Raw genomic sequence first — 25,660 nt, forward strand, 5'->3', positions numbered from 1 at the left:
TGATACGCGAGATGCTTGGCTAAAGTTCGCTGCGAAATCGCGATATTGATCGACAAACGAACAAACCATGCACTCCGCCGCCTTCCCCACGCTTTCGGGCACCACCGACGTTTACCTGATCGTCGGCTACCCGGTGGCCCAGGTGCAGGCGCCAGCCCTGTTCAATGCCGTGTTTGCCCGCGCAGGGCTGAACGCCGTGATGGTGCCCGTGGAAATTGCCCCCCTGCACCTGCTGGCGTTTGTGAAGTCTGCGTTCCTGGCTCCCAACGTGCGGGGCCTGTGTGCCACCATTCCCCACAAGAGTGCGCTGGCCGACGCGATGCACCGCAGCAGCCCCAGCGCCCACATGGCCGGCGCAGTGAATGCTGTGCGCCGCCATGCGGACGGACATTTGGAAGGTGAGCTGTTTGACGGCCAGGGCCTGCGCGCCGCGCTGGATTACTTTGGCATGGCCTACAGCGGTCGGCGCGTGCTGGTGCTGGGCGCCGGAGGGGCCGCCGCCGCCATCGCCACGGAACTGGCCAGCGCTGCGCCTCATGCAGCCGCCCAGGTCTGCCTCTATGACCCTGCACCCGGCAAAGCCCTGGCGTTGGCCAGGCGCATTGCCGCCGCTACCCCTGCGCCGGTTGCGGCCGTAACCACCAACGACCCTGCCGGGTTTGACCTGGTGATCAATGCCAGCCCGCTGGGCTTGCACCCCGACGATGCCCTGCCCTGCGATGTGCAGCGCATGGAGCCCCATGCGGCTGTGATGGACATTGTGATGAAGCACCAACCCAGCCGCTGGGTGCGCGCAGCGCGGGCCCGTGGCCTGCAGGCACAACCCGGGTTTGAGATGCTGATCCAGCAAACCGTGCCGTATCTGGAGTTTTTTGGCCTGCACCAGGCTGCCCAGCTGGTGCGCGACGATGCCACCTTTCTGCGCGAGCAGATCTACCCCCACACGCTGCACAGCGAGATCCGCGGGCGCGAGCCACACCGGCTGATCCCCGCGCTGCTCTGACCTGTTCACCCCGCCCTTTCACCCTGGCCTTTTATTGATTCAAACGAGGAGACAACGACATGCAAAAACGAAACACTCTCAAATTGATAGCTGCTTGCGCAGCATTGGTGTGCTCTACAGCCACTTTTGCCCAAGAAACCATCAAGATCGCCAACATTGTGGAGCTCTCCGGTGGCGGCGCCACCGCCGGCACCAACTTCAAGAACGGCGTGGAACTGGCCGTGAAGGAAATCAACGCCGCAGGCGGCATCTTGGGCAAGAAGATCCAGACCATCACCTCCGACACCCAGTCCAACCCTGGCGTGGCCAAGGGCCTGACCCAGAAGGCCGTGGACGACGAGGTGTTTGCCATCTTCGGCCCCGTGTTCTCGGGCTCCATCATGGTGTCCATGGCGGAAAGCCGCAAAGCCGAAATCCCCAACTTCACGGGCGGTGAGGCGGCCAGCATCACCCTGCAGGGCAACCCCTACATCTTCCGCACCAGCTTCACCCAGGCCACTGCCATGCCCAAGGTGGGCCGCTACATCAGCGACACCGCCAAGCTCAAGACTCTGGCCGTGGTCTACGTGAACAACGACTTCGGCAAGGGCGGCCTGGACATGATCAAGAAGGCGCTAGACAAGTCGTCCACCAAGGTGGTGGCCGAGATCTCCACCGACTCGGGCCAGGTGGACTTTTCTGCCGCCGTGCTCAAGGCCAAGCAAAGCGGCGCCGACGGCGTGTTCGTCTACTCCAACGAAGAAGAGTCTGCCCGCATGCTGCGCGAGCTGCGCAAGCAGGGCTGGAACAAACCCGTCATTGGAGAAACGACCCTCACCGGCCAAAAGGTGATTGAGCTGGCCGGCGAAGCCGCCAACGGCGCCGTGGCCCACGTGGGCCTGACGGTAGACGCCCCCCTACCCGCGATCCGCGCCTTCCGCGCCAAGTTCGAGCGTGACTACAAATATGTGTCCGACCACAACGGCATGAAGGGTTACTCCGGCGTCTACGTGCTCAAGGCCGCCATCGAAAAGGTGGGCAAGCTGGACCGCAAGGCCGTGGCCAACGCGCTGCACAGCCTGGTGGTGACCACCGACAAGGAGCCCGGCATCCTGATGAACGTGGCCTTTGACCAAAACGGTGACCTGGACCGCGAGAGCTTTCTGGTGGAGGTGAAGAACGGCCAGCAAGTGGTGGTGGCCACCCTGCCCCCGCTCAACCCGATTGCGGTGAACAAGCCCGCTGCAGCCCCTGCTGCCAAGCCAGCGGCGCCTGCCAAGAAGTAAGCCTGCCCGGCCCGGCCGCCATGCACCGCTGCCGGGCCTGCGTTATCCACGTCACACCGCGGGACCTCCCATGACCGACTTCCTCCAACTGCTCTTCAGTGGCATGGCCACCGGGGCCATCTACGGCTTGGCTGCGCTGGGCTTTACCTTGCTTTGGCAAGCCAGCGGCACCATCAACTTCGCCCAGGGCGAGTTTGTGATGCTGCCGGCTTTCATGATGCTGGGCTTTTTGAGCCTGGGCGCACCCATGGCAGTGAGCTTTTCCATGTCCGTGGTGCTGGCGGTGTTTCTGCTGGGTTGGGTGTTCAAGCGCGGCCTGGTCGACCCCCTCTTCAAGTACGGCATGATGCCCATCGTCGTGGCCACCATCGGCCTGTCGATTGCCATGCGCAACGGCCTGCGCGCCGGTTACAGCGCCGAGGCCCACCCCTTCCCCAGCCTGTTTGCCGACAAGCTGTTCAACATCGCCGGCGTGACCATCACCCTGGCCGATGTGGGCACCTTCAGCATTGCGCTGGTGCTGGTGTTTGCCACCCAGGCCTTCATGACCAAAACCGTGACCGGCCGCGCCATGCAGGCCGTGGCGCAAAACACCGAGAGCGCCTCGGTGCTGGGCATCAACGTGCCACGCATGATCTTCTACGCCTTTGCCATCAACGCCGTGCTGGCGGTGGCAGCAGCCCTCCTGGTCACGCCCACGTATCTGGCCAAGTTCGACATGGGCGAGTCGCTGGGCAACAAGGCCTTCTTCGCGGCCATCATCGGCGGCTTCAACAACTCACGTGGTGCGCTGCTGGGCGGGCTGATTGTGGGCGTGTGTGAAAACTTGGCCGCGGCCTACATCTCCCCAGCCTACAAGGACGCGGTGGCGCTGGTGATTTTCATGGTCGTGATCTTGTTCAAGCCGCAAGGGCTGCTGGGCAAGAAGGTGGAGCGCAAGGTCTGACATGAAAAAAATTACTCTCATTTTGATAGCTGCTTGCGCAGTACTGCTGCTGGCTGCACCGCCTTTTCTCAAGAATTACGGCATCTACCTGCTGTCCTACTGGCTGGTGTTTGTCATCGCCACCATGGGCCTGAACCTCACCGTGGGTTACGCCGGGCAAAAGTCCCTGGGCCATGCGGCCTTCTTCGGTATCGGGGCCTACACCGTGGCCATCCTGATGAAAGCCGGCATCAGCTTCTGGCTGGGCCTGCCAGCCGCCGCGTTCATCTGCTTTTTTGTCGGCATTGCGCTGGGCTTTCCGGCGCTGCGGGTGCAGACCATTTACCTGGCCTTTGCCACCCTGGGCTTCAACACCGCGGTGTGGCTGGTGATGCGCAATGAAGAGTGGCTGACCGGGGGCACCTTCGGCATCAACAACATTGCCCGCCCTAGCCTGTTGGGCTTCTCGCTCGAAGGCAACCTCGCCTACTACTACTTTGTGCTGGCCACGGCGCTGCTGCTGGGCGCGCTGCAGTGGGGCCTGCTGCGCAGCCCCTGGGGCAAGGCGTTTACCGCGCTGCGCGACAACCCGATCCGGGCCGAGAGCCTGGGCATCAACACCCGCAGCTACACCTTGCTGAGCTTTGCGATTGGTGCGGTGTATGCGGGCATTGCCGGTGCGCTGTTTGCCTCGCTGGTGCAGTTCATCGAGCCCGCACCCTTCACCGTGGGTGCGTCCATCATGATGTACCTGATGGTCGTCGTCGGTGGCCCGGGTTACTTTTTGGGTCCGCTGCTGGGCTCCGCGGTGGGCGTGATCCTGCCGGAGTGGTTGCGCTTTGCGCAGGCCTGGTACCTGTTTGTCTTTGGCGCTGCCGTGGTGCTGTTGATGATCTGGCTGCCCGATGGACTGCTGAGCATTCCCGACCGCATCAAGGCCAAGCGCCAGGCGCGCGAAGCCAGCGCCGCACGCGCGGCCGCCGCCCAACAACAGGGAGCCAAGTGATGAGCCAGCCTGTCCTCAAAGTCAGCAATATCAAAAAGGCCTACGGCGCCATCCAGGCGGTGGGCGGTGTGTCCTTCGAAGTCATGCCCGGAGAAATCTTTGGTGTCATCGGACCCAATGGCTCAGGCAAGACCACGCTATTCAACAGCATGCTGGGCCAGATCACGCCGGACGCCGGAAAAATCGAACTCAAGGGCAAAGACGTGACCCACGCCGGTCCGCTGGAGCTCAACCGCCTGGGTGTGGGCCGCACCTTCCAAACCCTGCAGGTGTTTGGCAAGATGACCGTGCGCGACAACCTCATCGTGGCCGCGCAGGAACACCAAGGCAGCATGCTGAGCCGCATGTTTGCCCCCAGCGATTCGGGCCTGGGCGCCAAGGCCGATGCGCTGATCGACCAGTTCCGCATCCGCCACGTGGCCGACAAAAAAGCGGGCGAGCTGAGCTACGGCCAGCAAAAGCTGGTGGACATTGCCATGGCATTCATGAGCGAGCCCGACCTGGTGTTGCTGGACGAACCCTGCGCAGGTGTGAACCCCAGTCTGGTGGGCGGCATCAGCACCTTGCTGAAGGAGCTCAACCGCAACCCAAAGTTCGGCAAGAAGAGTTCCTTCGTCGTCATCGAGCACAACATGGACTTTGTGATGGACCTGTGCCACCGCATCATGGTGATGGTGGAAGGCCAAGTGCTGGCCATCGGTACACCGGAAGAAATCCGCAGCAACAAACAGGTGCTGGACGCCTACCTCGGGAGCTGAAGCATGACCACAGACACCTGCATTGAATTCAAGGACGTGGTGGCGGGCTACAAGGATTTCATGATCCTGAACAACCTGTCGTTCAAAGCCAAGCGCGGCACCATCACCCTGCTGCTGGGCCCCAATGGCGCGGGCAAGTCCACGGTGCTCAAAACTTTGTTTGGCCTGCTCAAACCACGCCAGGGCGACATATTGCTGGACGGCGTGAGCGTGGCCGGCGCCAGCCAGAAGGCGCTGCTGGCCCAGGGCATTGCCTTTGTGCCGCAGGGGCGCAACCTGTTTGGCCAACTCAGCGTGTGGGAGAACCTGGAGCTGGGCGGCATTACGCTGGGCATGAAGACCACCCACGAGCGCATTCCCGAGGTGCTGGAGTTCTTTCCGCGCGTGAAGGAGCGCCTGCACTCGGCGGCATCAGCCTTGTCGGGTGGCGAGCAAAAGCAGCTGGAGATTGGCCGCGCACTGCTGCTGCGCCCCAAGGTCATCCTGATCGACGAGCCCTCCATCGGCCTCTCGCCCATGGTGGTGGCCGATGTGTTCAAACTCTTGCGCAAACTGGCCGACCAGGGAACGACGGTGCTCATGGTGGAGCAGAACGTGAAGAGCGCGCTGAAGATTTCGGACGAAGCCATTGCGTTGGAGTCGGGCCGCCTGGTGCTGCAAAAGCCGGCATCGGAATTGCTGGCAGACCCCAACATCGAGCGCTTGTTTTTGGGTGGCGCGCACACCACGGCTGCGACCACTGTTTAATTTTTTTTGTCCACGGGAGACTTTATGGCCGACACCTCCACACGCCCCAGCGGCGCTGACCGCGAACACATCGACGAAGGCCCCAACCCCCTGGGGCTGGAAGGCATCGAATTCATCGAGTACACCACCTCCAAGCCACAGGCCCTGGGTCAGGTGCTGGAGGCCATGGGTTTTCGCCCGATTGCGCGCCATCGCTCGCGCGAGGTGCTGTTGTACCGCCAGGGCGACATCAACGTCATCGTCAACGCCCACGGCCGCGGCGCGGCGCTGACCGAGAAACCGGTGATTGCCGCCATCGCCTTGCGCGTGCAGGACGCCACCGCCGCCTACCGCCGCGCGCTGGAGCGTGGTGCCTGGGCCGTGCCGGTGCAGGTAGAGGTGATGGAGCTGCACATCCCGGCCGTGCATGGCGTGGGCAACAGCCGCATCTACTTTGTCGACCGCCACCGCGAGTTCTCCATCTACGACGTGGACTTCACCCCCGTGCCCGCGGTAGAAAAAAAACCGCCCGCCATCACCGGCCTGCACTTCTTTGGGGTGGTGCAGTACATCGGCAACGACCGCGTGGACGACTGGACCGAGTTTTATGGTGCCCTGTTTGGCTTTACTGCGCTGGAGCCCGAAACCCGCTTTGGCATCTTGCCCAAGGGGCGTATTCTGCAAAGCCCCTGCAAGACCTTCTATCTGCAGCTCATCGAGCCCGAACCCGGCGTGCTGGATGTGGAGGACGATGAATGTTTCCAGCGCGTGGGCCTGGGCACCCCCGATGTGAAAGCCACCGTCGCCGCACTGCGCGCGCGCGGCGTGGACTTTGTGCCGTCCAAAGACCCGACGCAGGACGACAAGGGCGCGCTCACCCGCCCCACCATGGGCAACGCCATGTTCGAGCTGGTTCACCACGTGCGGAGCTAGACCACCATGAGCCAATTCGAAGGCAAATTTGACGACTTCGGGATGGACACCATCTCGCTGGCGGGTCCACTCAAGGCCAAGCTCTCCGCCATGAAGGCCGCCGGCTTCACCCAGGTGATGCTGCTGGCGCGTGATCTGGTGGGCCACCCCGATGGCTGGCAAGCCGCCGTGCAGGAAGTGAAAGACAGCGGCCTGCGCGTCACCGGTTTTCAGGTGCTGCGCGACTTTGAGGGCCTGAGTGGCCACCTGCACGCGTACAAGATGGACATCGCCAAGAGCATGATGGAGATGTGCGCCGCACTGGACTGCCGTGTCATGCTGGCCTGCTCCAGCACGTCCACCCACGCCACCGGCGACACCGACGCCTTGGTCAAAGACCTGCGCAAGCTGGCGATGCTGGCCATCCCCATGAACATCAAGATCGCGTTTGAGGCGCTGTCCTGGGGCCGCACCATCAACGAGTTTCCGCAGGCCTGGGACCTCATCATGCAGGCCGACATGCCCAACCTGGGCCTGGGCTTTGACTCCTTCCATATGTTCGCCACCAAGACGCCGCTGGAGGATCTGGAGATTCTGGACCCCAGCAAGATCTTCCTGGTGCAGCTGGCCGATTTCATGTGGAACGAAATCAAGACCGTGGAAGAGCGCATCACCACAGCACGCACCTTCCGCGTGTTCCCCGGCGAAGGCGTGCACAGCGAGGCCCTGGCCGAGCTGGTACTCAAGCTGCACCAGCTGGGCTACCGCGGCGACTACAGCTTTGAAGTGTTCAACGACGACTACCAGCAGATGCCGCTGGAGACCGTGGCCGCACGCGCACGCCGTGCTGCGCTGTGGCTGGGTGAAGACGTGCTGCGCCGTTCCGTGCCCCTGCCCAACCAGCTGCGCCTGAAACAAGCCGTGCGCTGAATGCCATGAGCAGTGTGTTTGACGACTTCTTGCACCCGCCCGAGGTGCTGGATGCCTTTGGCGCCCAGCGCTTTGTGGCGGCCATGCTGCGCGTGGAATCCGCGCTGGCCCAAGCGCAGGCCCATTGCGGCATGATTCCGGCCTCGGCCGCACAGTCTATCGTTGGCACCTGCAAGGTCGACCTGTTTGATGCGCCCCGCATCGTGCGCGACAGCGGCCGTGCGGGCAGCCTGGCCATACCCCTGGTCAAAAGCCTCAAGGAAACGGTAGGCCTGTTCAACCCCGAGGCGGTGCCCTATGTGCACTTTGCCTGCACCAAACAAGACTTGGTGGACACGGCCACGGTGCTCATCACGCGCGATGTGCTGGAGCGGCTGCGCGGCGATGTGCAACGCTGCGCGCACATCCTGCAGACGCTGGGCGCCTCAGATGCAGCTGCCCCCCTGTTGCGGGGGCTGCAACGGCTGGCGCATAGCGCGACGGATGCGCTGGCAGTGCAACTGGGTGGCACGCTGGCGCAAAGCCCAGAACACGGGGCCGATGTGGTGCGTGATGTCGCCCAGCGCCTGGATCTGGCTGTGCCCGCAGCTCCCTGGCACACCCAGCGCGACGCCTGGGTGGCGCTGGGTTGCGATGTGGGCCTGCTGATTGGCAGCCTGGGCACCCTGGCCAAAGGCATTGCACGTGATGCCGGCCCGGAGCAAGTGCCCGCTGGCTGCCTGGTCGCCCTGGCCATGGCCAAACGTGCGCCACAGCGGGTGGCCAGCCTGTTAGCCTCGATGCCCGAGGCCTACGAGCGCGGCCTGGGCGTGTGGCAGGCCGAACAGGCAGACTGGGCACAGCTGCTCATGTCCGCCCACGCCAGCGCCAGCGGTGTGTGCCATGCATTACAAACCGACACCAAGGTACGAACTGAGCAGGTGTGAGCTGGGTTGATCAGGTCGGCAGGGCTGGCCACTGAGGCGGTGTCATTTGTTGAAATTCGGCAGTGGGCCAGGAGCCGGCGTTGCCCAACGTCTACTATCGGGTGGTAGATTCGGACTACAACCAATCGGTTGCACCATCACGTTCGAGGCATGGAACTTCACATCATTTACACAGAAACGGAAATGCTCCTTTCGAAGGAGAGCTTCCCAACGTGGCGTGAGATACAAGACCGATATGCGGAGTACAAGGCTTCACTCGGTCCATGGGAGCATGATGCTGTGATTGACTATCTCGCTTTTGACTACCCCGGACTAGAACCTTCGGCAGCGACACAGGTTGAGTCGCTGCTTGCAGCTGAAAGCCAGACATGCGTACTCACATTTAAGTGACGCAATGGGCCAGTTGCCGGCGTTGGTGAGTGACTGCTTTCTGGTCTCGACAATGTTTCAAAATGTCAATTTGAACCGGGTCGATTCAAATCAAGCCCCAAATTGGAAGTTGTCACAAGCATCAGGCTGAGGTGGCCATTGGCAGTTTCTACACCCAAGGCAGCGGCAACTCCTCTTTGTCAAATGCTCGCTGTACTGCCGGACGAGCCAGAACGCGCGCTAACCATGGACCAATGTGCGAAAAATCCCTTGCCTTGCGTCCTTCAAAATTGCGGGTCCAACGACACAGCATCATCCCGTACACGTCTAGTACGCTGAACGTCGTGCCCAACATCCAAGGTGCCGCTGTTGTAGCAAGGTGCATTTCAATTTGTTCCAACAAGAACAGAACACGCTGCTGTGCATGTGATTTGATCTGCTCAATGGCATGAACGGAATCGGCCCAGCGCTCTGGGTAAAAGTACACGATTAGCGCTTGCTGCAAAGTAGTCGAAAACCAACTGAGCCACTTATATGCATGTGCACGCTCTACGCTTCCCATTCTGGGCATCAATCCCGCATCTGGGTGAGTGTCGGCCAGATGCAAGCAGATCGCAGCAGTCTCGTACAACACCAGATCGCCTTCCACCAGCACCGGAATAAGTCCGTTAGGGTTGAGTGCGCGGTACGCTTCAGAATCAAGGCCGCCGCCGTCTTTGTCAATTTTTATCAACTCGAACGGGATTTCCAACTCCTCCAAAAGAATATGCGGCGCCATGCTGGCGGCACTGGGAAAGTAATGCAATTGAATGGCAGAACTTCTTGTTGTATTTGCAGTTTGGGACGAATGGTCGTGCATATTGCTTTGCATAATACCTGCGCGACCATTGAAAATAGATATGCAAAATTCCAACATTCATGCAAAAAGGCATCCAAGTAAACCGGCATCTCTGACCATGTTCTTGGGGCGGGTGGGTGACCGCAACCCATTGGGCATGCTTGGTTCAAAGCATTTAGGAGAGGCTTTGGCGCTGCGAATTGGATTGACGCCAAATACGCTGGGGACTCCCGCGCCACCGTTGTCTGCCAAATGGGATATTGAGCTGGAAGCTGCACGCCCCGGACTGACTGCGCTATCGTCTTCACTGGCGCAGACTTTCGAGCGCGGTGAAATTCCTGTAACAACACTGGGACGGTGCGCCGCATCCTTGGGCACGCTACCCGTGGTGTCGCGATATCGTCCGGATGCGGTCGTTGTGTGGTTTGACGCACATGCGGACAGCAACCTGCCAAGCACCTCGGAATCTGGTTATCTCGGCGGTCTAGTGCTGACTGGCGCCGCCGGTCTTTGGCATACCGGTTTACCCGGAGGTTTGAAGCTCCACAACGTCGTACTGGTCGGGGCGCGTGACATTGATGCTGGTGAACAATTACTGATTGATAGCAAACAACTAATGCTGGTGAAAGCAGGCAGCGATTTGGCCCAGCGACTAGCTGAGGCCATCGGGGACAGACCGGTGTATGTGCACATTGACTGCGATGTTCTGGAGCCCGGCACTGTGCCAACAGAATATCTAGTACCTGGTGGTCTGACGGTGGCCGATTTGCAGCAAGCAGCGACAGTTTTAGCAAAGAACGAACTCGTCGGACTTGAAATTTCTGAATTTCAGGCTTGTTGGTCTACAAATGGAATGGTTGCATCACCAGAACCTCTGATTGATGCGCTGCAGCCACTCTTGTCCAAATTTTTGGCTGATGAATAGCACTGGCTCAGTCCTTTTACAGACCATTGCCTCCCAAGTTGCAGTGCCGCTCGGGTTTTAGAGGTGTTTCGGTTCAGATTTATACCGATTTGTCAGCTTCAAAATATCCCCTAAACGGGTGATTTTTAAAGGTCTGCTTCCACCCCAGAGCAGAGGCGCCTGCAGACTGAATGCTGTCCTAGCCATTGTTACCCGGCCAGCGCCAGAACGGACATTGGCATCCACGTTCTAGGGGTTGCTTCGTGGCAAGTTGTTCATCTTAGTGAGCTGCAGTCATGGGCTAATTGCTGGCTTTTCCACCACTTCGAAGTGGGAATTAAATGGCAGGTCAACGTACAAGATGTTGGGCGGCAAAGCCGTCCCACACGAATGCGAGGTTGGGCCATTTAATCATTCGCATTCACCCTCGAAAACTAGCCGACCAAGCAGAACTGTCAATGGCTTCTTGGTGGCCGAAACGTTCGGAAAAATGTTGACGCTCAGGACCGGGACGATACCGTCAATGGCTTCCGCATAGTAGACAAAGAAGATCTTGTCTCTGCTGGCTGTTTCCATGAAGACCGGCTTCGAGAAGGTGCCAAGATGACTGTTAAAGCCAGCGATTTCGCCTGTTATCCGGTTTACCGTGAACTGAGTTCCAGGCCTACCCGGCAGAGTGCCGTTTGGCCCGTCGATCAACGTAGGGTCGTCAGCGCGATAGTGCTGCTTTTTCGTAATAACGCAGACAAAGTGCGAGCTGTCTGCCGAAGCGGCGTGGACGGTCAGTCCCAGCAGCGCATAGATTGTCAATTTGAGCTTCAGTAGATGCCGCATTCGAGGCCTAACTATTGATATATCCCGCAGATTTGCGGGATAACACGGGAGCCAGTCAGATTACGTGGCACCGAAATTTTGGAATTCATCATGAGAATCAGTCGCCTGCGAAAAGAAACTAGATAGATGTACAGGTATGGTGAAAACGACAAAGTCGACGGCTAGCTTAGCTCAGTTTGGCTAGGCTCCGTTCAAACCGAAAGATCACCTCGAACGGCAGCTTCCGCGGCAAACTTGAAGTCTACGATTGCCCACTTACTGGCACACAGACTGACTACCCGTAAGCTGACTTTCACCAAAGACTGGTAACGCCGCATATCGGCTGTCCATCGTACCTGCTTGGCATGCCAGTCCTAAATGTCTCCTATCGAGCAACGAGTCTGAGCTTGTCGATTTCCGCTTTGGGTCGACATCTGCCGAAGACATACATGGGCGCATTGCTAAACCCTGGGGGCAGGCAATGCTGTGACTTTCGTACCCGGCCTTTGCCGCTGGGCCATTCCCACCCCAGAGATGCCGATGAACGCCCTGCAGCCCCGGCTGCTGCCGGGGGCGGTCTCAGACCTGCCCGCCCACGACCTCGTTGGCAGTGCGAAACGCTTCCACCGATGCGGGCACGCCGCAGTACACCGCGGCGTGCAGCAGCACCTCTTGAATCTCTGCCGCCGTAGCGCCATTATTGAGCGCGCCGCGCACGTGTCCCTTGAGTTCGTTCTGTTTGCCCAGCGCCGTGAGCATGGCCACGGTGATGAGGCTGCGGGTTTTCAGATCCAGCCCCGGGCGCTGCCACACGTCGCCCCAGGCGGCACGTGTGATGTGCTCTTGGATGGGGGCGGTGAATGGTGTGGCGTTGGCAAAGGCTGCCTCCACAAAGGCCTCGCCCATCACCTGCGTGCGCATGGCCAGGCCTTTGTCGAAGGCTTCAGCTTGGTTCGAAGGGGGCAAGCGGTTGGGGTCCAGGGGCATGCGAGGCTCCATCAGGGCAAGGTGGCGATGCCCTGGATGTTAGCCGCCATGCCATTGCGCCAAGTTGGCCAGGGTGACGACGAGGCCACTGCTCCAGATAGAGAGGCCCAGAGTTTTTTGAAGTTGTGCCATGGTGTGTGCTCCGGTGGTGGAAGGGGGTTCGCAGTAGGATGAATGGTAGGAATGTGCACCCCATATGTACATTCGATTAATCACATTGCCGCAATAGCTTTTACAAAAACAGGAGACACCCCATGGCCAGCACGCGTTACCCCTTGCCCGATCTGAACACCCTGCCAGAGGACATCCGCGCCAAGATTTTGGAGGTACAGGAGAAGTCGGGATTTGTGCCCAACGTGTTTCTGGCCTTTGCCCGCCGCCCGGCCGAATGGCGCGCCTTCTTTGCCTACCACGATGCCCTGATGCTGCGTGAGGACAGCAGCCTCACCAAGGGCGAGCGCGAGATGATCATCACCACCACCAGCGCGGCCAACCACTGCCTCTATTGCGTGGTGGCGCACGGCGCGATTTTGCGCATCTATGAGAAGAAACCGCTGGTGGCCGACCAGGTGGCAGTGAACTACCGCAAGGCCGACATCACACCCCGCCAACGCGCCATGCTGGACTTTGCGATGAAGGTCTGCCTGGAGAGCCACACCGTGGAAGACGCCGACTTTGCGGCGCTGCACGCCCACGGCTTTGATGACGAGGACATCTGGGACATTACCGGTATCACCGCGTTTTTTGGCCTGAGTAACCGCATGGCCAATGTCACCAGCATGATGCCCAACCCCGAGTTTTATCTGCTGGGCCGGGTGCCCAAGGCCAAGTAAGCGCTATGTTGCGCGCACGCCCAAACACCCGTGTCGGCCTTGCTCTTCTGGTTGCCGCCCTGGCGGGCTGCACCAGCGCACCCACGGCCTGGCAGTACGCAGTGCCCGTACAGCCCGAAGGCGCCAGTGGCAGCACTGCCAAACCCGGCTGGGCCACCCGCAGCTACGCCGTGGCCGCCGCCAACCCGCTGGCAACTGACGCCGGCCATCAAGTGCTGCGCGCCGGTGGCAGCGCGGTGGACGCGGCCATTGCAGTGCAAATGGTGCTGGCCCTGGTGGAGCCACAAAGCAGTGGCATTGGTGGCGGCGCATTTCTGCTGCACTTCGATGGCCAGACAACGCAGGCCTTTGACGGCCGCGAGACCGCCCCCGCCGGTGCCACACCGAGGCTGTTTCTGGACGACAGTGGCCAAGCCCTCAAGTTTGCAGATGCGGTGGTGGGCGGTCGTTCTGTTGGCGTGCCGGGTGCGGTGGCCATGTTGGCCCGGGCTCACCAGCAGCACGGGCGCCTGCCCTGGGCCCAGCTCTTCACCCCGGCCATCACACTGGCCACGCAAGGCTTTGCCATCAGCCCGCGCATGGCCACGCTGCTGGCCAGCGAGCCACACTTGAAGAAAGACCCGGTGGCCGCCGCCTATTTTTACGACACGGCTGGCAAGCCCTGGCCTGCCGGCCACGTGCTGCGCAACCCGGAGCTGGCTGCGGTACTGCAACGCATCGCCAACGAGGGGCCTGCGGCTTTGCTGCAAGGCGAGGTGGCCCAGGCTATCGCCCGCAAGGTGCAAGGCCACCCCAGCAACCCCGGCACCTTGAATACCCAAGACCTGGCTGGCTACCAGCCGCTGGTGCGCGAGCCGCTGTGTTTTGACTACGCCGTGAACGCCGCTGCCCGGGACTACCGCATCTGCGGCATGCCACCGCCCAGCTCGGGCGCCATTGCCATCGGCCAAATCCTCAGGTTGCTGGACAACACCCCGGCCGACCGCCTGCCCCTGGCCCAAGGCCAGCCCACCGCCGACTGGTTGCACCTGTACACCGAGGCCTCGCGTCTCGCCTTTGCCGACCGCGCACAGTTTGTGGCCGACCCGGCCTTTGTGCAGGCGCCTGCGGGCAGTTGGCTGAGCCTGCTGGATCCGGCCTACCTGGCCCGCCGCGCTCAGGCCATCGACACGGGACCAGCTGGCAAAAGCATGCAAACGGCCCCACCCGGCAACCCGGGCGCCACACCCGTGGCCTATGCGCCCATGCCCCACCAACTGGAGTACGGCACTTCGCACATCTCGGTGGTGGACGCCTATGGCAACGCACTGGCCATGACCACCACCATTGAAGACGCCTGGGGTTCGCGCCAGATGGTGAACCGCGGCGTGGGCCTGGCCGGTGGCTTTTTGCTGAACAACCAGCTCACCGACTTCAGCTTCAGCCCCACAGGCACCGACGGCCGACCCGTAGCGAACCGAGTGGAGCCGGGTAAGCGGCCACGCTCCAGCATGTCGCCCACGCTGGTGTTCAACAAGGCTACCGGGCAACTGGTCATGAGCGGTGGCAGCCCGGGCGGCGCGCTCATCATCCACTTCACGGCCAAGACGCTGTACGGCGTGCTGCACTGGGGCCTGAGCACCCAGCAGGCGATTGACCTGCCCAACTTCGCCTCGCTGAACGGGCCCACGCTGCTGGAGGAGAAGCGCTTTGATGCCGCCACCCTCAATGCCCTACAGGCACGTGGCCACACGGTGGTGGAAATTCCCATGCCTAGCGGGCTGCAAGCCATCCAGCGCACGCCGGGCGGTTATTTCGGTGGTGCCGATCCGCGGCGTGAGGGTGTGGTGCTGGGGGATTGATTTTTACAAGCCAAATTGGCACCTAGCCCCCACAGATATTGCGCAAGCAGCTATATAAACCATAGCAAATTCAGAACCGAGCCTGCGATTCCGCGCCGGGCCGCCCCCAGCGGTTCTGGACCGCTTGGCGGCCAGCGCCGCTAGGCAATTAGCCTCTTTAGGGGGCAACGACCCGCGTAGCGGCGGAACGTGGGGGCCACGTTCCTACAATCACCCCATGGCCATCCCCCAAACCTTCATCCAGGAACTGCTTGCGCGCACGGACGTGGTGGAGATCGTGGGGCGTTATGTGCAGCTCAAAAAGGGCGGCGCCAATTTCATGGGCCTGTGCCCCTTCCATGGCGAGAAATCGCCCTCGTTCTCGGTCAGCCCCGCCAAACAGTTCTACCACTGCTTTGGCTGCGGCAAAAACGGCAACGCCATCAGCTTTCTGATGGACCACGCCGGTATGACTTTTATTGAAGCGGTGAAGGACCTGGCCGGCCAGTACGGCATGGTGATCCCGGAAGAAGAAGGCAGCCCGCAAGACCGCGCCCGCGCCCAGGAGCAGCGCCAAAAACAAAACACCCTGACCAGCGTGCTGGAGAAAGCCGGCGACGCCTACAAGCGTGGACTGAAGGAGTCGCCGCGCGCTATTGATTACCTGAAGGGTCGCGGCCTCTCGGGCGAGATCGCCAAGCAGTTTGGCCTGGGCTACGCCCCCGAGGGCTGGCGCAGCCTGGCCAGCATCTTCCCGCAGTACGACGACCCGCTGCTGGTGGAAAGCGGCCTGGTCATCCTGCACGAGGCCGAAAACGGTGGTGAAGAAAAGCGCTACGACCGCTTCCGCGACCGCGTGATGTTCCCCATCCGCAACATCAAAGGTGAGTGCATTGGTTTTGGCGGCCGCGTGCTGGGCGACGAAAAGCCCAAGTACCTCAATTCACCGGAAACCCCGGTTTTCAGCAAGGGCCGCGAGCTCTATGGCCTGTTCGAGGCCCGCAGCTCACTGCGCGAGTTTGGCTACGTGCTGGTCACCGAAGGGTATATGGACGTGGTGGCGCTGGCGCAGCTGGGTTTTCCCAACGCGGTGGCCACGCTGGGCACGGCCTGTACCAACGAGCATGTGCAAAAGCTGTTCCGCTTCACCGATGCGGTGGTCTTCAGCTTTGACGGTGACGCCGCAGGGCGCCGCGCCGCACGCAAGGCGCTGGACGGCGCCCTGCCCTTTGCCACCGATGTGCGCAGCATCAAGTTTCTGTTCCTGCCCGCTGAGCACGACCCCGACAGCTTCATCCGCGCCCATGGCAATGAGGCGTTTGCCGACTACGTGTCCAAGGCCACGCCGCTGAGCCGGTTTCTGGTGGAGGCGGCCCAAGAGGGTTGCGACCTCACGACCGCCGAAGGCCGCGCCCATATGTCCAGCAACGCCAAGCCACTGTGGACGCAGTTGCCCGACGGCGCACTCAAGCTGCAGCTGCTGGCCGAAATCGCGCACTTGGTACAACTCAACAGCGCCGAACTGGGCGCACTGTGGGCCAGCAGCGCTACCGGAAAACCGGCCGCCGAGCCCCAGCGTCGCAAGAGTGCACCGCCCCCGCAGTACGACGGCGCACCGGATGACGGCCACTTTGTCTACGAAGAGCCGGCCGAGCCCTGGATTCCGCAGGAAGAGTGGAAGAAGAAAACCGACTGGAAAAAGGACGGCTGGACGCCACGCAGCGGCAAATGGGAGGGAAAGTGGGAAGGCAAAGGCGGCAGCCGCTTTGGCGCCCGCGAGCCCCGCCCCAGCGGCCCGCGCGCCAAACTGGACAGCCGCGCCGACCACGCCGCGCGCATTTTGCTAAGCCACAGCGAACTGTGGGAGGTGTTGACCAGCGAAGACCACGGCCTGCTGTGCGAGCTGCCCTCGCCACACGGCGATCTGTTCATCTGGCTGGAGGGCCAATTGCACGAACACGGGCCGGTGTCACGCGGCACCCTGCGCGATGCCATCGTGGGCCACCAGGCCGAGGACTTGGCGCTGCGCCTCATGGCGGGCCCCACACTGGCTAGCGAGCCGCTGGCGGAATCGGGCCCCGAGCTGCGTGACCTGCTCAACCGCATGCTGATTGACCGCATCAAAGAGCTGGAAACCGAGGCCATTGCCGCCGCCAGCCATGACACCAGCGCCCTGCAGCGCTACCGGGAGCTGCAACTGCGCCGCAAGCAGCTGGAGCTGGCCGTGCAGCCCAACGCGGCGGCCGCAGGTTAAACGCCGCCAGCGCACCAGCAGCCGTGGGGCTATTTGGCGGCCTTGAGCAGGTACTTTTGCCGCAACTGGGTGTAGCGTCCGTCGTTGCGCAGCTTCTGCAAGGCCGCATTCAGACGCTTGGCGACGTCCGGGTCTACCGACAGGTTCAGTCCGTACCAGTAATTGAGGCTGTCATCCAGCACCAGCGCGGGCACCAGGTCCGCGGGGTCAATGCCGGCATTTTTGGCGTTGTAGGCAGCGGCCCAGTCCAGCGACACCAGCAGGTCAAAACGCTTGGCGATGAACTTGCGCATGTTCTGCTCGTCGTTCACGCCCTGCTCCAGCCCCGAGACGGCACCGTCCATGGGCATGGGCACAAAGCCCTGCTTGATGAGGTTTTTGGTCGCTGCCGACTCCAGCGTGGTACCGATGCGGTAGGCCCGGGCGTCGTCCAGCGACTTGAGCTGGATGTCGCTGCGGTCTGCCCATTTGTAGAACAGGATGCGCCGCGGCCCGATGGGCCCCACCCATCGGAACAGGGACTCCCGCTCCGGCGTACGCACCAATGAGTACAACACCGTGTCACCGGGTTTGGTGGCGCGGTCATAGGCCCGTACCCAGGGAAGCAGCTGCTTTTGCAGGGGGATGCCAGCCTCGGCAGCCATCAGGTCCAGCAACTCGCTGGCAAAACCGGTGATCTTGCCCTCGTGTTCGTAGTTCAGCGGGGGGAGCGACTCCGTCAGCGCCTGCAAAGTGGGCGCCTGGGGCTGTGCAGAAGCCCATGGCCCGCCCGCGAGCAGGGCAGCCAGAAGCAGAACACCATTGAATAAATACATTTAACAACTATAATGCTGGATTATTTCGGCAAGAGCGACAGCAGCACCTCCGGGCTAGGCCACACGTTGACACCAAGTCACAACCGGCCACCTCACCGCAAGGACTGCACCCCAAATGATCGCCCTCCCATCTTGCCACAGGGGTATTACCGCCCCGTCTTGCCACCTACTTCGCCCACCGCGTGACGTAGCTGGCGCCTGATCTGTTTGCCTGTTTTTTTGTTGACCTGAGGTTTTTGCATGCCCGCTTCAAAATCTGCCAAGCCTGTCCAGTCCGCCAGCAAGTCCGCCCCGAAGACCGATAAGAAAGCCTCCTCCGTGCCCGCACCAAAATCCAAAGCCGCCCAGTTAAAAGAGGCTGCCGACGCGCTCCTGGCCGCCGCAGATACGCCCGCCAAGAAAAAAGCTGGCCGTCCAGCCAAGGCCGCAGCGGCAGAATCCAGCGCCCCAGCCAAGGCCACCACTGGCGCCAAGCGCGGCCGCAAACCCAAGGCTGCCACCGAGTCCAGTGGTGATGACATGGACATGTCGGACATCGAAGCCGATTTGGCCGGAGAGCCCGAAGTCGCCGCCGCACCGGGGGAAAAGGTCAAGCCTCTGCGCATGAAGATCAGCAAGGCAAAAGAACGCGCCTTGATGAAGGAATTCGGCCTGGATGAAACCGTCCTCTCCGAAGAAGACATGGCCAAGCGCCGCGCGCGCCTCAAGGCCCTGATCACGCTGGGCAAGACCCGCGGCTACCTGACCCACGGCGAAATCTCCGACCACTTGCCCGACAAGCTGGTCGATGCGGAAACGCTGGAAGTGGTGATCTCCATGTTGAACGACATGGGCGTGGCGGTGTACGAGCAAACGCCGGACGCAGAGACCCTGCTGCTGAACAACAACGTGTCCACCGCAGCCACGGTGGAAGAAGCCGAAGAGGAAGCGGAAGCTGCCCTGTCTACGGTGGACAGCGAATTCGGCCGCACCACCGACCCCGTGCGCATGTACATGCGCGAAATGGGTACGGTCGAGTTGCTGACTCGCGAAGGCGAAATTGAAATTGCCAAGCGCATCGAAGGCGGTCTGATGGCCATGATGGAGGCGATCTCCGCCTCCCCCGCCACCATCGCGGAAATCCTGCGCCTGGGTGAAGACATCCGCGAAGGCAAGGTCGTCATCACCACCATCGTGGACGGCTTCTCCAACCCCAACGAAGCCGACGACTATGTGGCCGAAGAAGACTTCGACGAATTCGACGAAGCCGACGATGACGACGGCAAGGGCGGCTCCAAGGCACTGACCAAGAAGCTCGAAGAGTTGAAGAAGCAAGCGCTGGAGCGCTTCGACAAGATGCGCGAGCTCTTTGAGAAGGTGCACAAGGTATACGACAAGGAAGGCTACGGCACTCCCGCCTACGTAAAGGCGCAAACGGCCCTGAGCGAAGAACTCATGACCATCCGTTTCACCGCCAAGGCGATTGAAAAGCTGTGCGACATGGTGCGCAGCCAGGTCGACGATGTGCGCAAGAAGGAGCGCGAGCTGCGTCGCATCATTGTGGACAAGTGCGGCTACCCGCAAGAACACTTCATTGCCGATTTCAGCGGTCGCGACAAAGCGGGTAACAAGGTGGCTTCCAACTTGCTGAACCTCAAGTGGATCGAGAAGCAGGCCGCTTCCGGCAAGCCCTGGGCAGCCGTCATGGGACGCAACATTCCGCCGGTGCAAGACCTGCAGCAAAAGCTGATGGATCTGCAAGCCCAGGTGGTGGTGCCCTTGGACCAGCTGAAAGACATCAATAAGCGCATGAACGAAGGCGAGTACTCGTCGCGTGCAGCCAAGAAGGAAATGATCGAGGCCAACTTGCGCCTCGTGATCTCCATTGCTAAGAAGTACACCAACCGTGGTCTGCAGTTCCTGGACCTGATCCAGGAAGGCAACATCGGCCTGATGAAGGCGGTGGACAAGTTTGAATACCGCCGCGGCTACAAGTTCTCGACCTACGCCACTTGGTGGATCCGCCAGGCCATCACGCGCTCCATCGCGGACCAGGCACGCACCATCCGGATTCCGGTGCACATGATCGAAACCATCAACAAGATGAACCGCATCAGCCGTCAGCACCTGCAGGAGTTTGGCTTTGAGCCCGATGCCTCGGTATTGGCCGCAAAGATGGAAATTCCGGAAGACAAGATCCGCAAGATCATGAAGATCGCCAAAGAGCCGATCTCCATGGAAACGCCGATCGGTGACGATGACGACAGCCACTTGGGCGACTTCATCGAGGACAGCGCCAACACCGCACCCATGGAAGCCGCCATGCAAGCCGGCTTGCGTGATGTGGTCAAGGACATCCTCGACAGCTTGACGCCGCGCGAAGCCAAGGTGCTGCGCATGCGCTTCGGTATCGAAATGACCTCTGACCACACGCTGGAAGAGGTGGGCAAGCAGTTCGACGTGACCCGCGAACGCATCCGCCAAATCGAAGCCAAGGCACTGCGCAAGCTCAAGCACCCCAGCCGCTCGGACAAGCTGCGCAGCTTCACCGACACGCTGTAAAGCCATCCGGCTTTTGCAAGCCATTTAGCGCCCCAGCCCACATGGAATGTGCGCGGGGCGCTATTTTTTTGATAGTAGATAAATCTGTATTGCTCCCATGGCCAACGAACAAGCGTACCGACTCGCCGGTGTGATGGGATGGCCCGTCGCCCACTCCCGCTCGCCCCTCTTGCACAACCACTGGATTGCCGAGCACGGCCTGCGCGGCGCCTACGTGCTGCTGCCGGTGCAACCCGATAAGATTGAACAGGCCCTGCGTGCCCTGCCCGTGCTGGGCTTTGCCGGTTGCAACCTGACGATCCCGCACAAGGTGGCCGCCATGGCCATCGTAGACCATCTGGAACCGCTGGCGCAGCGCATTGGTGCGGCCAACACCATCGTCGTCGGGGCAGACGGAGCGCTCACCGGCCGCAACACTGACGCCTATGGCTTTATCCAGAGTCTGCGCGATGCGCAACCCGGCTGGCGCGCCGATGCGGGCCCTGCCTGCGTAGTGGGTGCCGGTGGCGCGGCGCGCGCCGTCATGGCGGGACTGCTGGACGAAGGGGCTAGCGAAATTCGCCTGAGCAACCGCAGTGATGCCAAGGCGATGGACATGGCCCAGGAGTTTGGCCCACGGGTGCGTGCAGTACCCTGGGCAGAACGCCATGCAGCGCTGGAAGGCGTTGCCCTGCTGGTGAACACCACCAACCAGGGAATGCACGGTCAAGAGGCACTGGATTTGCGACTGGACGCACTGCCCGCCACCGCGCTGGTGTCGGACATCGTTTATGTTCCCTTGGAAACGCCATTGCTGGTGGCAGCCAAAGCCCGGGGGAACGCCACCGTCAACGGACTGGGCATGCTACTCAACCAGGCACGCCCGGCGTTTGAAGCATGGTTTGGTCCGCTGCCAGCCATCTCCCCCCCCCTGATGGAGAAGGTACTGGCCAGCTTTTAGGGCCTAGCGGGGGGACTTGGGAGCGCGTTCCTGTACAAAACCAAAGGCGAACTGCAACACTTCTTCGAGCGAGAGCTCAATGGCATGGCGCTCCTGCTCCGTCAGGTAGAACATCATGTCCACATCGTGGCGCACATAGCGCGCGGGCAGGCGGTTCAGCGCCACGCACGCCACATCGGCCAGCATGTCGTTGCTGAAATCGGGAAACGCCTGGGCCCGGCGTACCACCTCCTCGAACACCAGGCGTTCGTAATAATTGTGGACTTGTTCGAAATTGAAATTCATGACGGTCTCCGCAAGATGCTCACCCCAGAGGGGGTCTTGCCAAGAACGTTAGCACCTCCCCTGCGCACTGGCAAGGGCTGCAAGACTGCCCGGACGGCACAACAATAGTGGCGTTTTTAGGAGGGATTGCCCGAAAAACATGCGTCACCAGCTATGAAACTTGTAGCAGCCGAAAATCTGCGCTATAGTTTCCGCTCATTTCAGCGGTTGCGGCCCCACGGGCGCAATCTGTTACGGTACAGACAAAGGGCAAGGTAATGAGTGCAAAAGAATCGATCGCAGTGGGACAACTGTTGGGATTGCTGGAATCCCGGTATGCGATTCGCGTTTTGTGGGCCTTGCGCGACGGCCATGCACAAACCTTCCGCCTGCTGCAGGACAGCGTGGGCGGTATCACCCCCAACACCCTGAACACCCGGATCAAGGAATTGCGCGAAGCCGGCCTGCTGACGCACGGCAGTGACGGCTATGTAGTCACCGCCGCCGGCGCCGACCTGCTCAAACGCCTGGGCGACCTGCAGGCCTTTGCCGTCAAGTGGTCCACCAGCCTGGCCAAAAAGGCCAAGTAAACCGGGTCGGCAGAAGCCGACGGCAAGTACCCACCAGACAGGCTTGGCCTGTCTTTTTTTCGTCTGCGGCATAATTTAGGGCTTTTCTGCCCTCCAGCGCACGTCCCATGTGCGCCAGCAGCTACTCTTTTTATAGCAAACAAGGAACTCCCCATGCAAACCACCGCCAGCGGCCTGCAATTTGAAGACATCACCGAAGGCACCGGCGCTGTGGCCACCAAAGGCCAGAGCGTGACCGTGCATTACACCGGCTGGCTCTACAACGACGGCGTCCAGGGCGCCAAGTTCGACTCCAGCAAAGACCGCAATGACCCCTTTGTGTTCAGCTTGGGCGCCGGTATGGTGATCCGCGGCTGGGACGAAGGCGTAGCCGGTATGAAAGTGGGCGGTGCCCGCACCCTGATCATCCCCGCCGCACTGGGCTACGGCGCCCGCGGCGCCGGTGGTGTGATTCCGCCCAATGCCACACTCAAGTTTGATGTGGAATTGCTCGGCGTATCGGGCTAAAGCCCCTTGAAACTGCGCCCCGGGACACCAACTGGGGCGCAAACCCGCCTAACTTCGATCCAAACGCATGTCTGACACTTCCTCCTCCCCTACCCCCAATCCCACGGCCGCCAACTACCAGAGCACCGAGGAGATGGTTGCAGCCCAGGCCGCCAACGAGGCGGATGCCCTGACCCAGGCGCAAGCCGAACTGGCCACCTTGCAAGCCAAGAGCAGCGAGCTGGCCGACCAATTCCTGCGCGCCAAGGCCGAGGCCGAAAACGCCCGCCGCCGCGCCGAAGACGAAATCTCCAAAGCCCGCAAGTTTGCCGTCGAGTCGTTCGCCGAAAGCTTGCTGCCCGTGGCGGACAGCCTAGAAGCCGGTCTGGTGATCAAGGACGCCACGCCCGAGCAAATCCGCGAAGGCGCCCAGGCCACCCTGCGCCAGTTGGTGGCTGCACTGGAGCGCAACAAGGTGATTGCCATTGCTCCCGCTGCGGGCACCAAGTTTGACCCACACCAGCACCAGGCGATCAGCGTGGTACCTGCAGACCAGGAAGCCAACACCGTGGTCAGCGTACTGCAAAAAGGCTATTCGATCGCCGACCGCGTGCTGCGCCCGGCACTGGTGACCGTGGCCGCTGCGAAATAAAGCAAGCACCCTAAAAAATACCACTTTGAGGAATGTGGGCTCTTGAAAGCCAGACAGTAGCCCACACCTTATCCACATCTGAATTTTTAAGTTAGCAGGAGTAAATCATGGGAAGAATCATCGGCATTGACTTGGGTACCACCAACAGCTGCGTCGCCATCATGGAAGGCAACACGGCCAAAGTGATCGAAAACGCGGAAGGTGCTCGTACCACGCCCTCCATCATTGCGTACCAGGAAGACGGCGAAGTGCTGGTGGGTGCGTCCGCCAAGCGCCAGTCGGTGACCAACCCCAAGAACACCCTGTACGCGGTCAAACGCCTGATCGGACGCAAGTTCTCCGAGAAAGAAGTGCAGAAGGACATCGACCTGATGCCCTACACCATCGCTGCAGCCGATAACGGCGACGCTTGGGTGGAAGTGCGTGGCAACCGCATGGCTCCCCAGCAGGTCAGCGCCGACATTCTGCGCAAGATGAAGAAAACGGCGGAAGACTACCTGGGCGAAGAAGTGACCGAGGCCGTGATCACCGTGCCCGCCTACTTCAATGACGCACAGCGCCAAGCCACCAAGGACGCTGGCCGTATTGCTGGTCTGGACGTCAAGCGCATCATCAACGAACCTACCGCTGCTGCACTGGCATTCGGTATGGACAAGAATGAAAAGGGCGACCGCAAGATCGCCGTGTACGACTTGGGTGGCGGCACATTTGACGTGTCCATCATTGAAATCGCTGACGTGGACGGCGAGAAACAATTTGAAGTGCTGTCCACCAACGGCGACACCTTCCTGGGCGGTGAAGATTTCGACCAGCGCGTGATCGACTTCATCATTTCCGAGTTCAAGAAAGAGCAAGGCGTCGACCTGTCCAAGGACGTGCTGGCCCTGCAACGTCTGAAAGAAGCCGCTGAAAAGGCCAAGATCGAACTCTCCAGCAGCTCGCAGACCGACATCAACCTGCCCTACATCACGGCGGATGCATCCGGCCCCAAGCACCTGAACATCAAGCTCACCCGCGCCAAGCTGGAAGCCCTGGTGGAAGAACTGATCGAGCGCACCATCGCCCCGATCCGCACCGCGCTGAAAGACGCAGGCGTATCGGCCTCCGAGATCCATGACGTGATCCTGGTCGGCGGCATGACCCGCATGCCCAAGGTGCAAGAAAAGGTCAAGGAACTGTTCGGCAAGGAACCCCGCAAGGACGTGAACCCTGACGAAGCTGTGGCCGTGGGCGCCGCCATTCAGGGACAGGTTTTGAGCGGCGACCGCAAGGACGTGCTGCTGCTGGACGTGACACCCTTGTCCCTGGGCATTGAAACCCTGGGCGGTGTGATGACCAAGATGATCACCAAGAACACCACCATCCCGACCAAGTTCGCGCAGACCTTCTCGACCGCAGAAGACAACCAGCCGGCCGTGACGATCAAGGTGTTCCAGGGCGAGCGCGAAATCGCCGCCGTGAACAAGATGCTGGGTGAGTTCAACCTCGAAGGCATCCCGCCCGCAGCCCGTGGCACGCCACAGATCGAAGTGTCGTTTGACATCGACGCCAACGGCATCTTGCACGTGGGTGCCAAGGACAAGGGCACCGGCAAGGAAAACAAGATCACCATCAAGGCCAACTCGGGTCTGTCTGAAGACGAAATCCAGCAAATGGTGAAAGACGCCGAGCTGAATGCCGCCGACGACAAAAAGAAACTGGAACTGGTGCAGACCAAAAACGAAGCCGATGCCAATGTCCACAGCGTCAAGAAGAGCCTGACCGAATATGGCGACAAGCTCGAAGCCGCTGAAAAGAGTGCGATCGAAGCCGCTATCAAGGACCTGGAAGACACCCTCAAGGGCGACGACAAGGACGCGATCAAGGCCAAGAGCGACGCGCTGATGGCGGCCAGCCAGAAACTGGGCGAAAAGATGTACGCCGACATGCAAGCCAAGCAGGCTGCCGAAAGTGGCGAGCAGCCCGCTGCGGACCAAGGCGCACAGGCCTCCAAGCCTGCAGACGACGACAACGTCGTGGACGCCGAAGTCAAGGAAGTCAAAAAAGGCTGATTGCGCTGACACGCGCAGCTGAAAGATGCCGCGTTGAACGCCAGCTGGGGTT

Annotated in this window: 24 protein-coding genes; 19 read left to right on the plus strand and 5 right to left on the minus strand. The window is 61.0% G+C overall.

What is annotated here, in order from left to right; all coding sequences use genetic code 11:
• Positions 1 to 67: 67 nt before the first annotated feature.
• The 9 genes from AC3WS7_RS04135 to AC3WS7_RS04175 all read left to right on the plus strand — a co-directional run bounded on the left by AC3WS7_RS04135 (position 68) and on the right by AC3WS7_RS04175 (position 8,451).
• A complete protein-coding gene (locus AC3WS7_RS04135; protein WP_492655462.1) occupies positions 68 to 1,003 on the plus strand; it encodes a shikimate dehydrogenase family protein in 936 nt (311 codons plus the stop codon).
• Positions 1,004 to 1,062: 59 nt separating this feature from the next.
• Positions 1,063 to 2,268 (plus strand): ABC transporter substrate-binding protein, encoded by a 1,206-nt coding sequence (locus AC3WS7_RS04140; protein ID WP_296469941.1) that lies wholly within the window; start codon positions 1,063 to 1,065, stop codon positions 2,266 to 2,268.
• A 70-nt stretch (positions 2,269 to 2,338) separates the two neighbouring features.
• On the plus strand, positions 2,339 to 3,214 hold the full coding sequence (locus tag AC3WS7_RS04145; RefSeq protein ID WP_296469943.1) for a branched-chain amino acid ABC transporter permease: 876 nt from the start codon (positions 2,339 to 2,341) through the stop codon (positions 3,212 to 3,214).
• 1 nt (position 3,215) lies between these two features.
• Positions 3,216 to 4,199, plus strand: a complete 984-nt coding sequence (locus AC3WS7_RS04150) for a branched-chain amino acid ABC transporter permease (RefSeq protein WP_492655463.1) — start codon at positions 3,216 to 3,218, stop codon at positions 4,197 to 4,199.
• Positions 4,199 to 4,957, plus strand: coding sequence for an ABC transporter ATP-binding protein (locus tag AC3WS7_RS04155; RefSeq protein WP_296469947.1), 759 nt, complete (start codon positions 4,199 to 4,201; stop codon positions 4,955 to 4,957). The genes AC3WS7_RS04150 and AC3WS7_RS04155 overlap by 1 nt, the downstream gene beginning before the upstream one ends.
• Positions 4,958 to 4,960: 3 nt before the next feature.
• Positions 4,961 to 5,704, plus strand: coding sequence for an ABC transporter ATP-binding protein (locus AC3WS7_RS04160; protein WP_296469949.1), 744 nt, complete (start codon positions 4,961 to 4,963; stop codon positions 5,702 to 5,704).
• A 24-nt stretch (positions 5,705 to 5,728) separates the two neighbouring features.
• Complete coding sequence (locus tag AC3WS7_RS04165) at positions 5,729 to 6,616, plus strand: 4-hydroxyphenylpyruvate dioxygenase (RefSeq protein WP_492655464.1); 888 nt, start codon at positions 5,729 to 5,731, stop codon at positions 6,614 to 6,616.
• Positions 6,617 to 6,622: 6 nt separating this feature from the next.
• Positions 6,623 to 7,525, plus strand: a complete 903-nt coding sequence (locus tag AC3WS7_RS04170) for a sugar phosphate isomerase/epimerase family protein (protein ID WP_296469953.1) — start codon at positions 6,623 to 6,625, stop codon at positions 7,523 to 7,525.
• Between the two features lie 5 nt (positions 7,526 to 7,530).
• The gene (locus AC3WS7_RS04175; protein ID WP_296469955.1) at positions 7,531 to 8,451 is read left to right on the plus strand and encodes a lyase family protein; all 921 of its coding nucleotides are present in this window, start codon (positions 7,531 to 7,533) and stop codon (positions 8,449 to 8,451) included.
• Between the two features lie 538 nt (positions 8,452 to 8,989).
• Here AC3WS7_RS04175 and AC3WS7_RS04180 read toward each other — a convergent pair.
• Positions 8,990 to 9,679 (minus strand): glutathione S-transferase family protein, encoded by a 690-nt coding sequence (locus tag AC3WS7_RS04180; protein WP_296469957.1) that lies wholly within the window; start codon positions 9,677 to 9,679, stop codon positions 8,990 to 8,992.
• A gap of 40 nt (positions 9,680 to 9,719) precedes the next feature.
• Between AC3WS7_RS04180 and AC3WS7_RS04185 the strand changes: the two genes are divergently transcribed.
• Positions 9,720 to 10,583, plus strand: a complete 864-nt coding sequence (locus AC3WS7_RS04185; RefSeq protein WP_296469959.1) for an arginase family protein — start codon at positions 9,720 to 9,722, stop codon at positions 10,581 to 10,583.
• 390 nt (positions 10,584 to 10,973) lie between these two features.
• Here the strand turns inward: AC3WS7_RS04185 and AC3WS7_RS04190 are convergent, their stop codons facing one another.
• Together AC3WS7_RS04190 and AC3WS7_RS04195 are read right to left on the minus strand one after the other, a co-directional pair.
• On the minus strand, positions 10,974 to 11,372 hold the full coding sequence (locus AC3WS7_RS04190) for a hypothetical protein (protein WP_296469960.1): 399 nt from the start codon (positions 11,370 to 11,372) through the stop codon (positions 10,974 to 10,976).
• A 582-nt stretch (positions 11,373 to 11,954) separates the two neighbouring features.
• A complete protein-coding gene (locus tag AC3WS7_RS04195) occupies positions 11,955 to 12,362 on the minus strand; it encodes a carboxymuconolactone decarboxylase family protein (protein ID WP_296469962.1) in 408 nt (135 codons plus the stop codon).
• A gap of 254 nt (positions 12,363 to 12,616) precedes the next feature.
• Here AC3WS7_RS04195 and AC3WS7_RS04200 point away from each other — a divergent pair, with 254 nt between their 5' ends.
• The 3 genes from AC3WS7_RS04200 (at position 12,617) to dnaG (ending at position 17,269) form a co-directional block, all read left to right on the plus strand.
• Positions 12,617 to 13,195, plus strand: a complete 579-nt coding sequence (locus AC3WS7_RS04200; protein WP_296469963.1) for a peroxidase-related enzyme — start codon at positions 12,617 to 12,619, stop codon at positions 13,193 to 13,195.
• 5 nt (positions 13,196 to 13,200) lie between these two features.
• On the plus strand, positions 13,201 to 15,036 hold the full coding sequence (gene ggt / locus AC3WS7_RS04205) for a gamma-glutamyltransferase (RefSeq protein WP_296469965.1): 1,836 nt from the start codon (positions 13,201 to 13,203) through the stop codon (positions 15,034 to 15,036).
• 217 nt (positions 15,037 to 15,253) lie between these two features.
• Complete coding sequence (gene dnaG, locus AC3WS7_RS04210) at positions 15,254 to 17,269, plus strand: DNA primase (RefSeq protein ID WP_492655465.1); 2,016 nt, start codon at positions 15,254 to 15,256, stop codon at positions 17,267 to 17,269.
• 29 nt (positions 17,270 to 17,298) lie between these two features.
• Here the strand turns inward: dnaG and AC3WS7_RS04215 are convergent, their stop codons facing one another.
• Complete coding sequence (locus tag AC3WS7_RS04215) at positions 17,299 to 18,084, minus strand: substrate-binding periplasmic protein (protein ID WP_492655466.1); 786 nt, start codon at positions 18,082 to 18,084, stop codon at positions 17,299 to 17,301.
• Positions 18,085 to 18,324: 240 nt separating this feature from the next.
• On the opposite strand from AC3WS7_RS04215, the gene rpoD reads away from it, so the two are divergent.
• Positions 18,325 to 20,625: an RNA polymerase sigma factor RpoD gene (gene rpoD / locus AC3WS7_RS04220; RefSeq protein ID WP_492655467.1), complete on the plus strand. Its 2,301-nt coding sequence runs from the start codon at positions 18,325 to 18,327 to the stop codon at positions 20,623 to 20,625.
• Between the two features lie 97 nt (positions 20,626 to 20,722).
• Positions 20,723 to 21,565 carry a shikimate dehydrogenase gene (locus AC3WS7_RS04225; protein WP_492655468.1) on the plus strand — a complete coding sequence of 281 codons (843 nt, stop codon included), beginning with the start codon at positions 20,723 to 20,725 and terminating at the stop codon, positions 21,563 to 21,565.
• Between the two features lie 3 nt (positions 21,566 to 21,568).
• Here AC3WS7_RS04225 and AC3WS7_RS04230 read toward each other — a convergent pair whose 3' ends face one another.
• Complete coding sequence (locus tag AC3WS7_RS04230; RefSeq protein ID WP_296468329.1) at positions 21,569 to 21,850, minus strand: late competence development ComFB family protein; 282 nt, start codon at positions 21,848 to 21,850, stop codon at positions 21,569 to 21,571.
• A 257-nt stretch (positions 21,851 to 22,107) separates the two neighbouring features.
• On the opposite strand from AC3WS7_RS04230, the gene AC3WS7_RS04235 reads away from it, so the two are divergent.
• The 4 genes from AC3WS7_RS04235 to dnaK all read left to right on the plus strand — a co-directional run bounded on the left by AC3WS7_RS04235 (position 22,108) and on the right by dnaK (position 25,608).
• Positions 22,108 to 22,419: a winged helix-turn-helix transcriptional regulator gene (locus tag AC3WS7_RS04235; RefSeq protein WP_296468331.1), complete on the plus strand. Its 312-nt coding sequence runs from the start codon at positions 22,108 to 22,110 to the stop codon at positions 22,417 to 22,419.
• A 153-nt stretch (positions 22,420 to 22,572) separates the two neighbouring features.
• Positions 22,573 to 22,926, plus strand: coding sequence for an FKBP-type peptidyl-prolyl cis-trans isomerase (locus AC3WS7_RS04240; protein WP_492655469.1), 354 nt, complete (start codon positions 22,573 to 22,575; stop codon positions 22,924 to 22,926).
• A 67-nt stretch (positions 22,927 to 22,993) separates the two neighbouring features.
• Positions 22,994 to 23,557: a nucleotide exchange factor GrpE gene (grpE, locus tag AC3WS7_RS04245; protein ID WP_296468335.1), complete on the plus strand. Its 564-nt coding sequence runs from the start codon at positions 22,994 to 22,996 to the stop codon at positions 23,555 to 23,557.
• Between the two features lie 107 nt (positions 23,558 to 23,664).
• Positions 23,665 to 25,608: a molecular chaperone DnaK gene (dnaK, locus tag AC3WS7_RS04250; RefSeq protein ID WP_492655470.1), complete on the plus strand. Its 1,944-nt coding sequence runs from the start codon at positions 23,665 to 23,667 to the stop codon at positions 25,606 to 25,608.
• Positions 25,609 to 25,660 lie beyond the last annotated feature (52 nt).

This window comes from Rhodoferax sp. EU05-FHT12H12 (assembly GCF_058791215.1).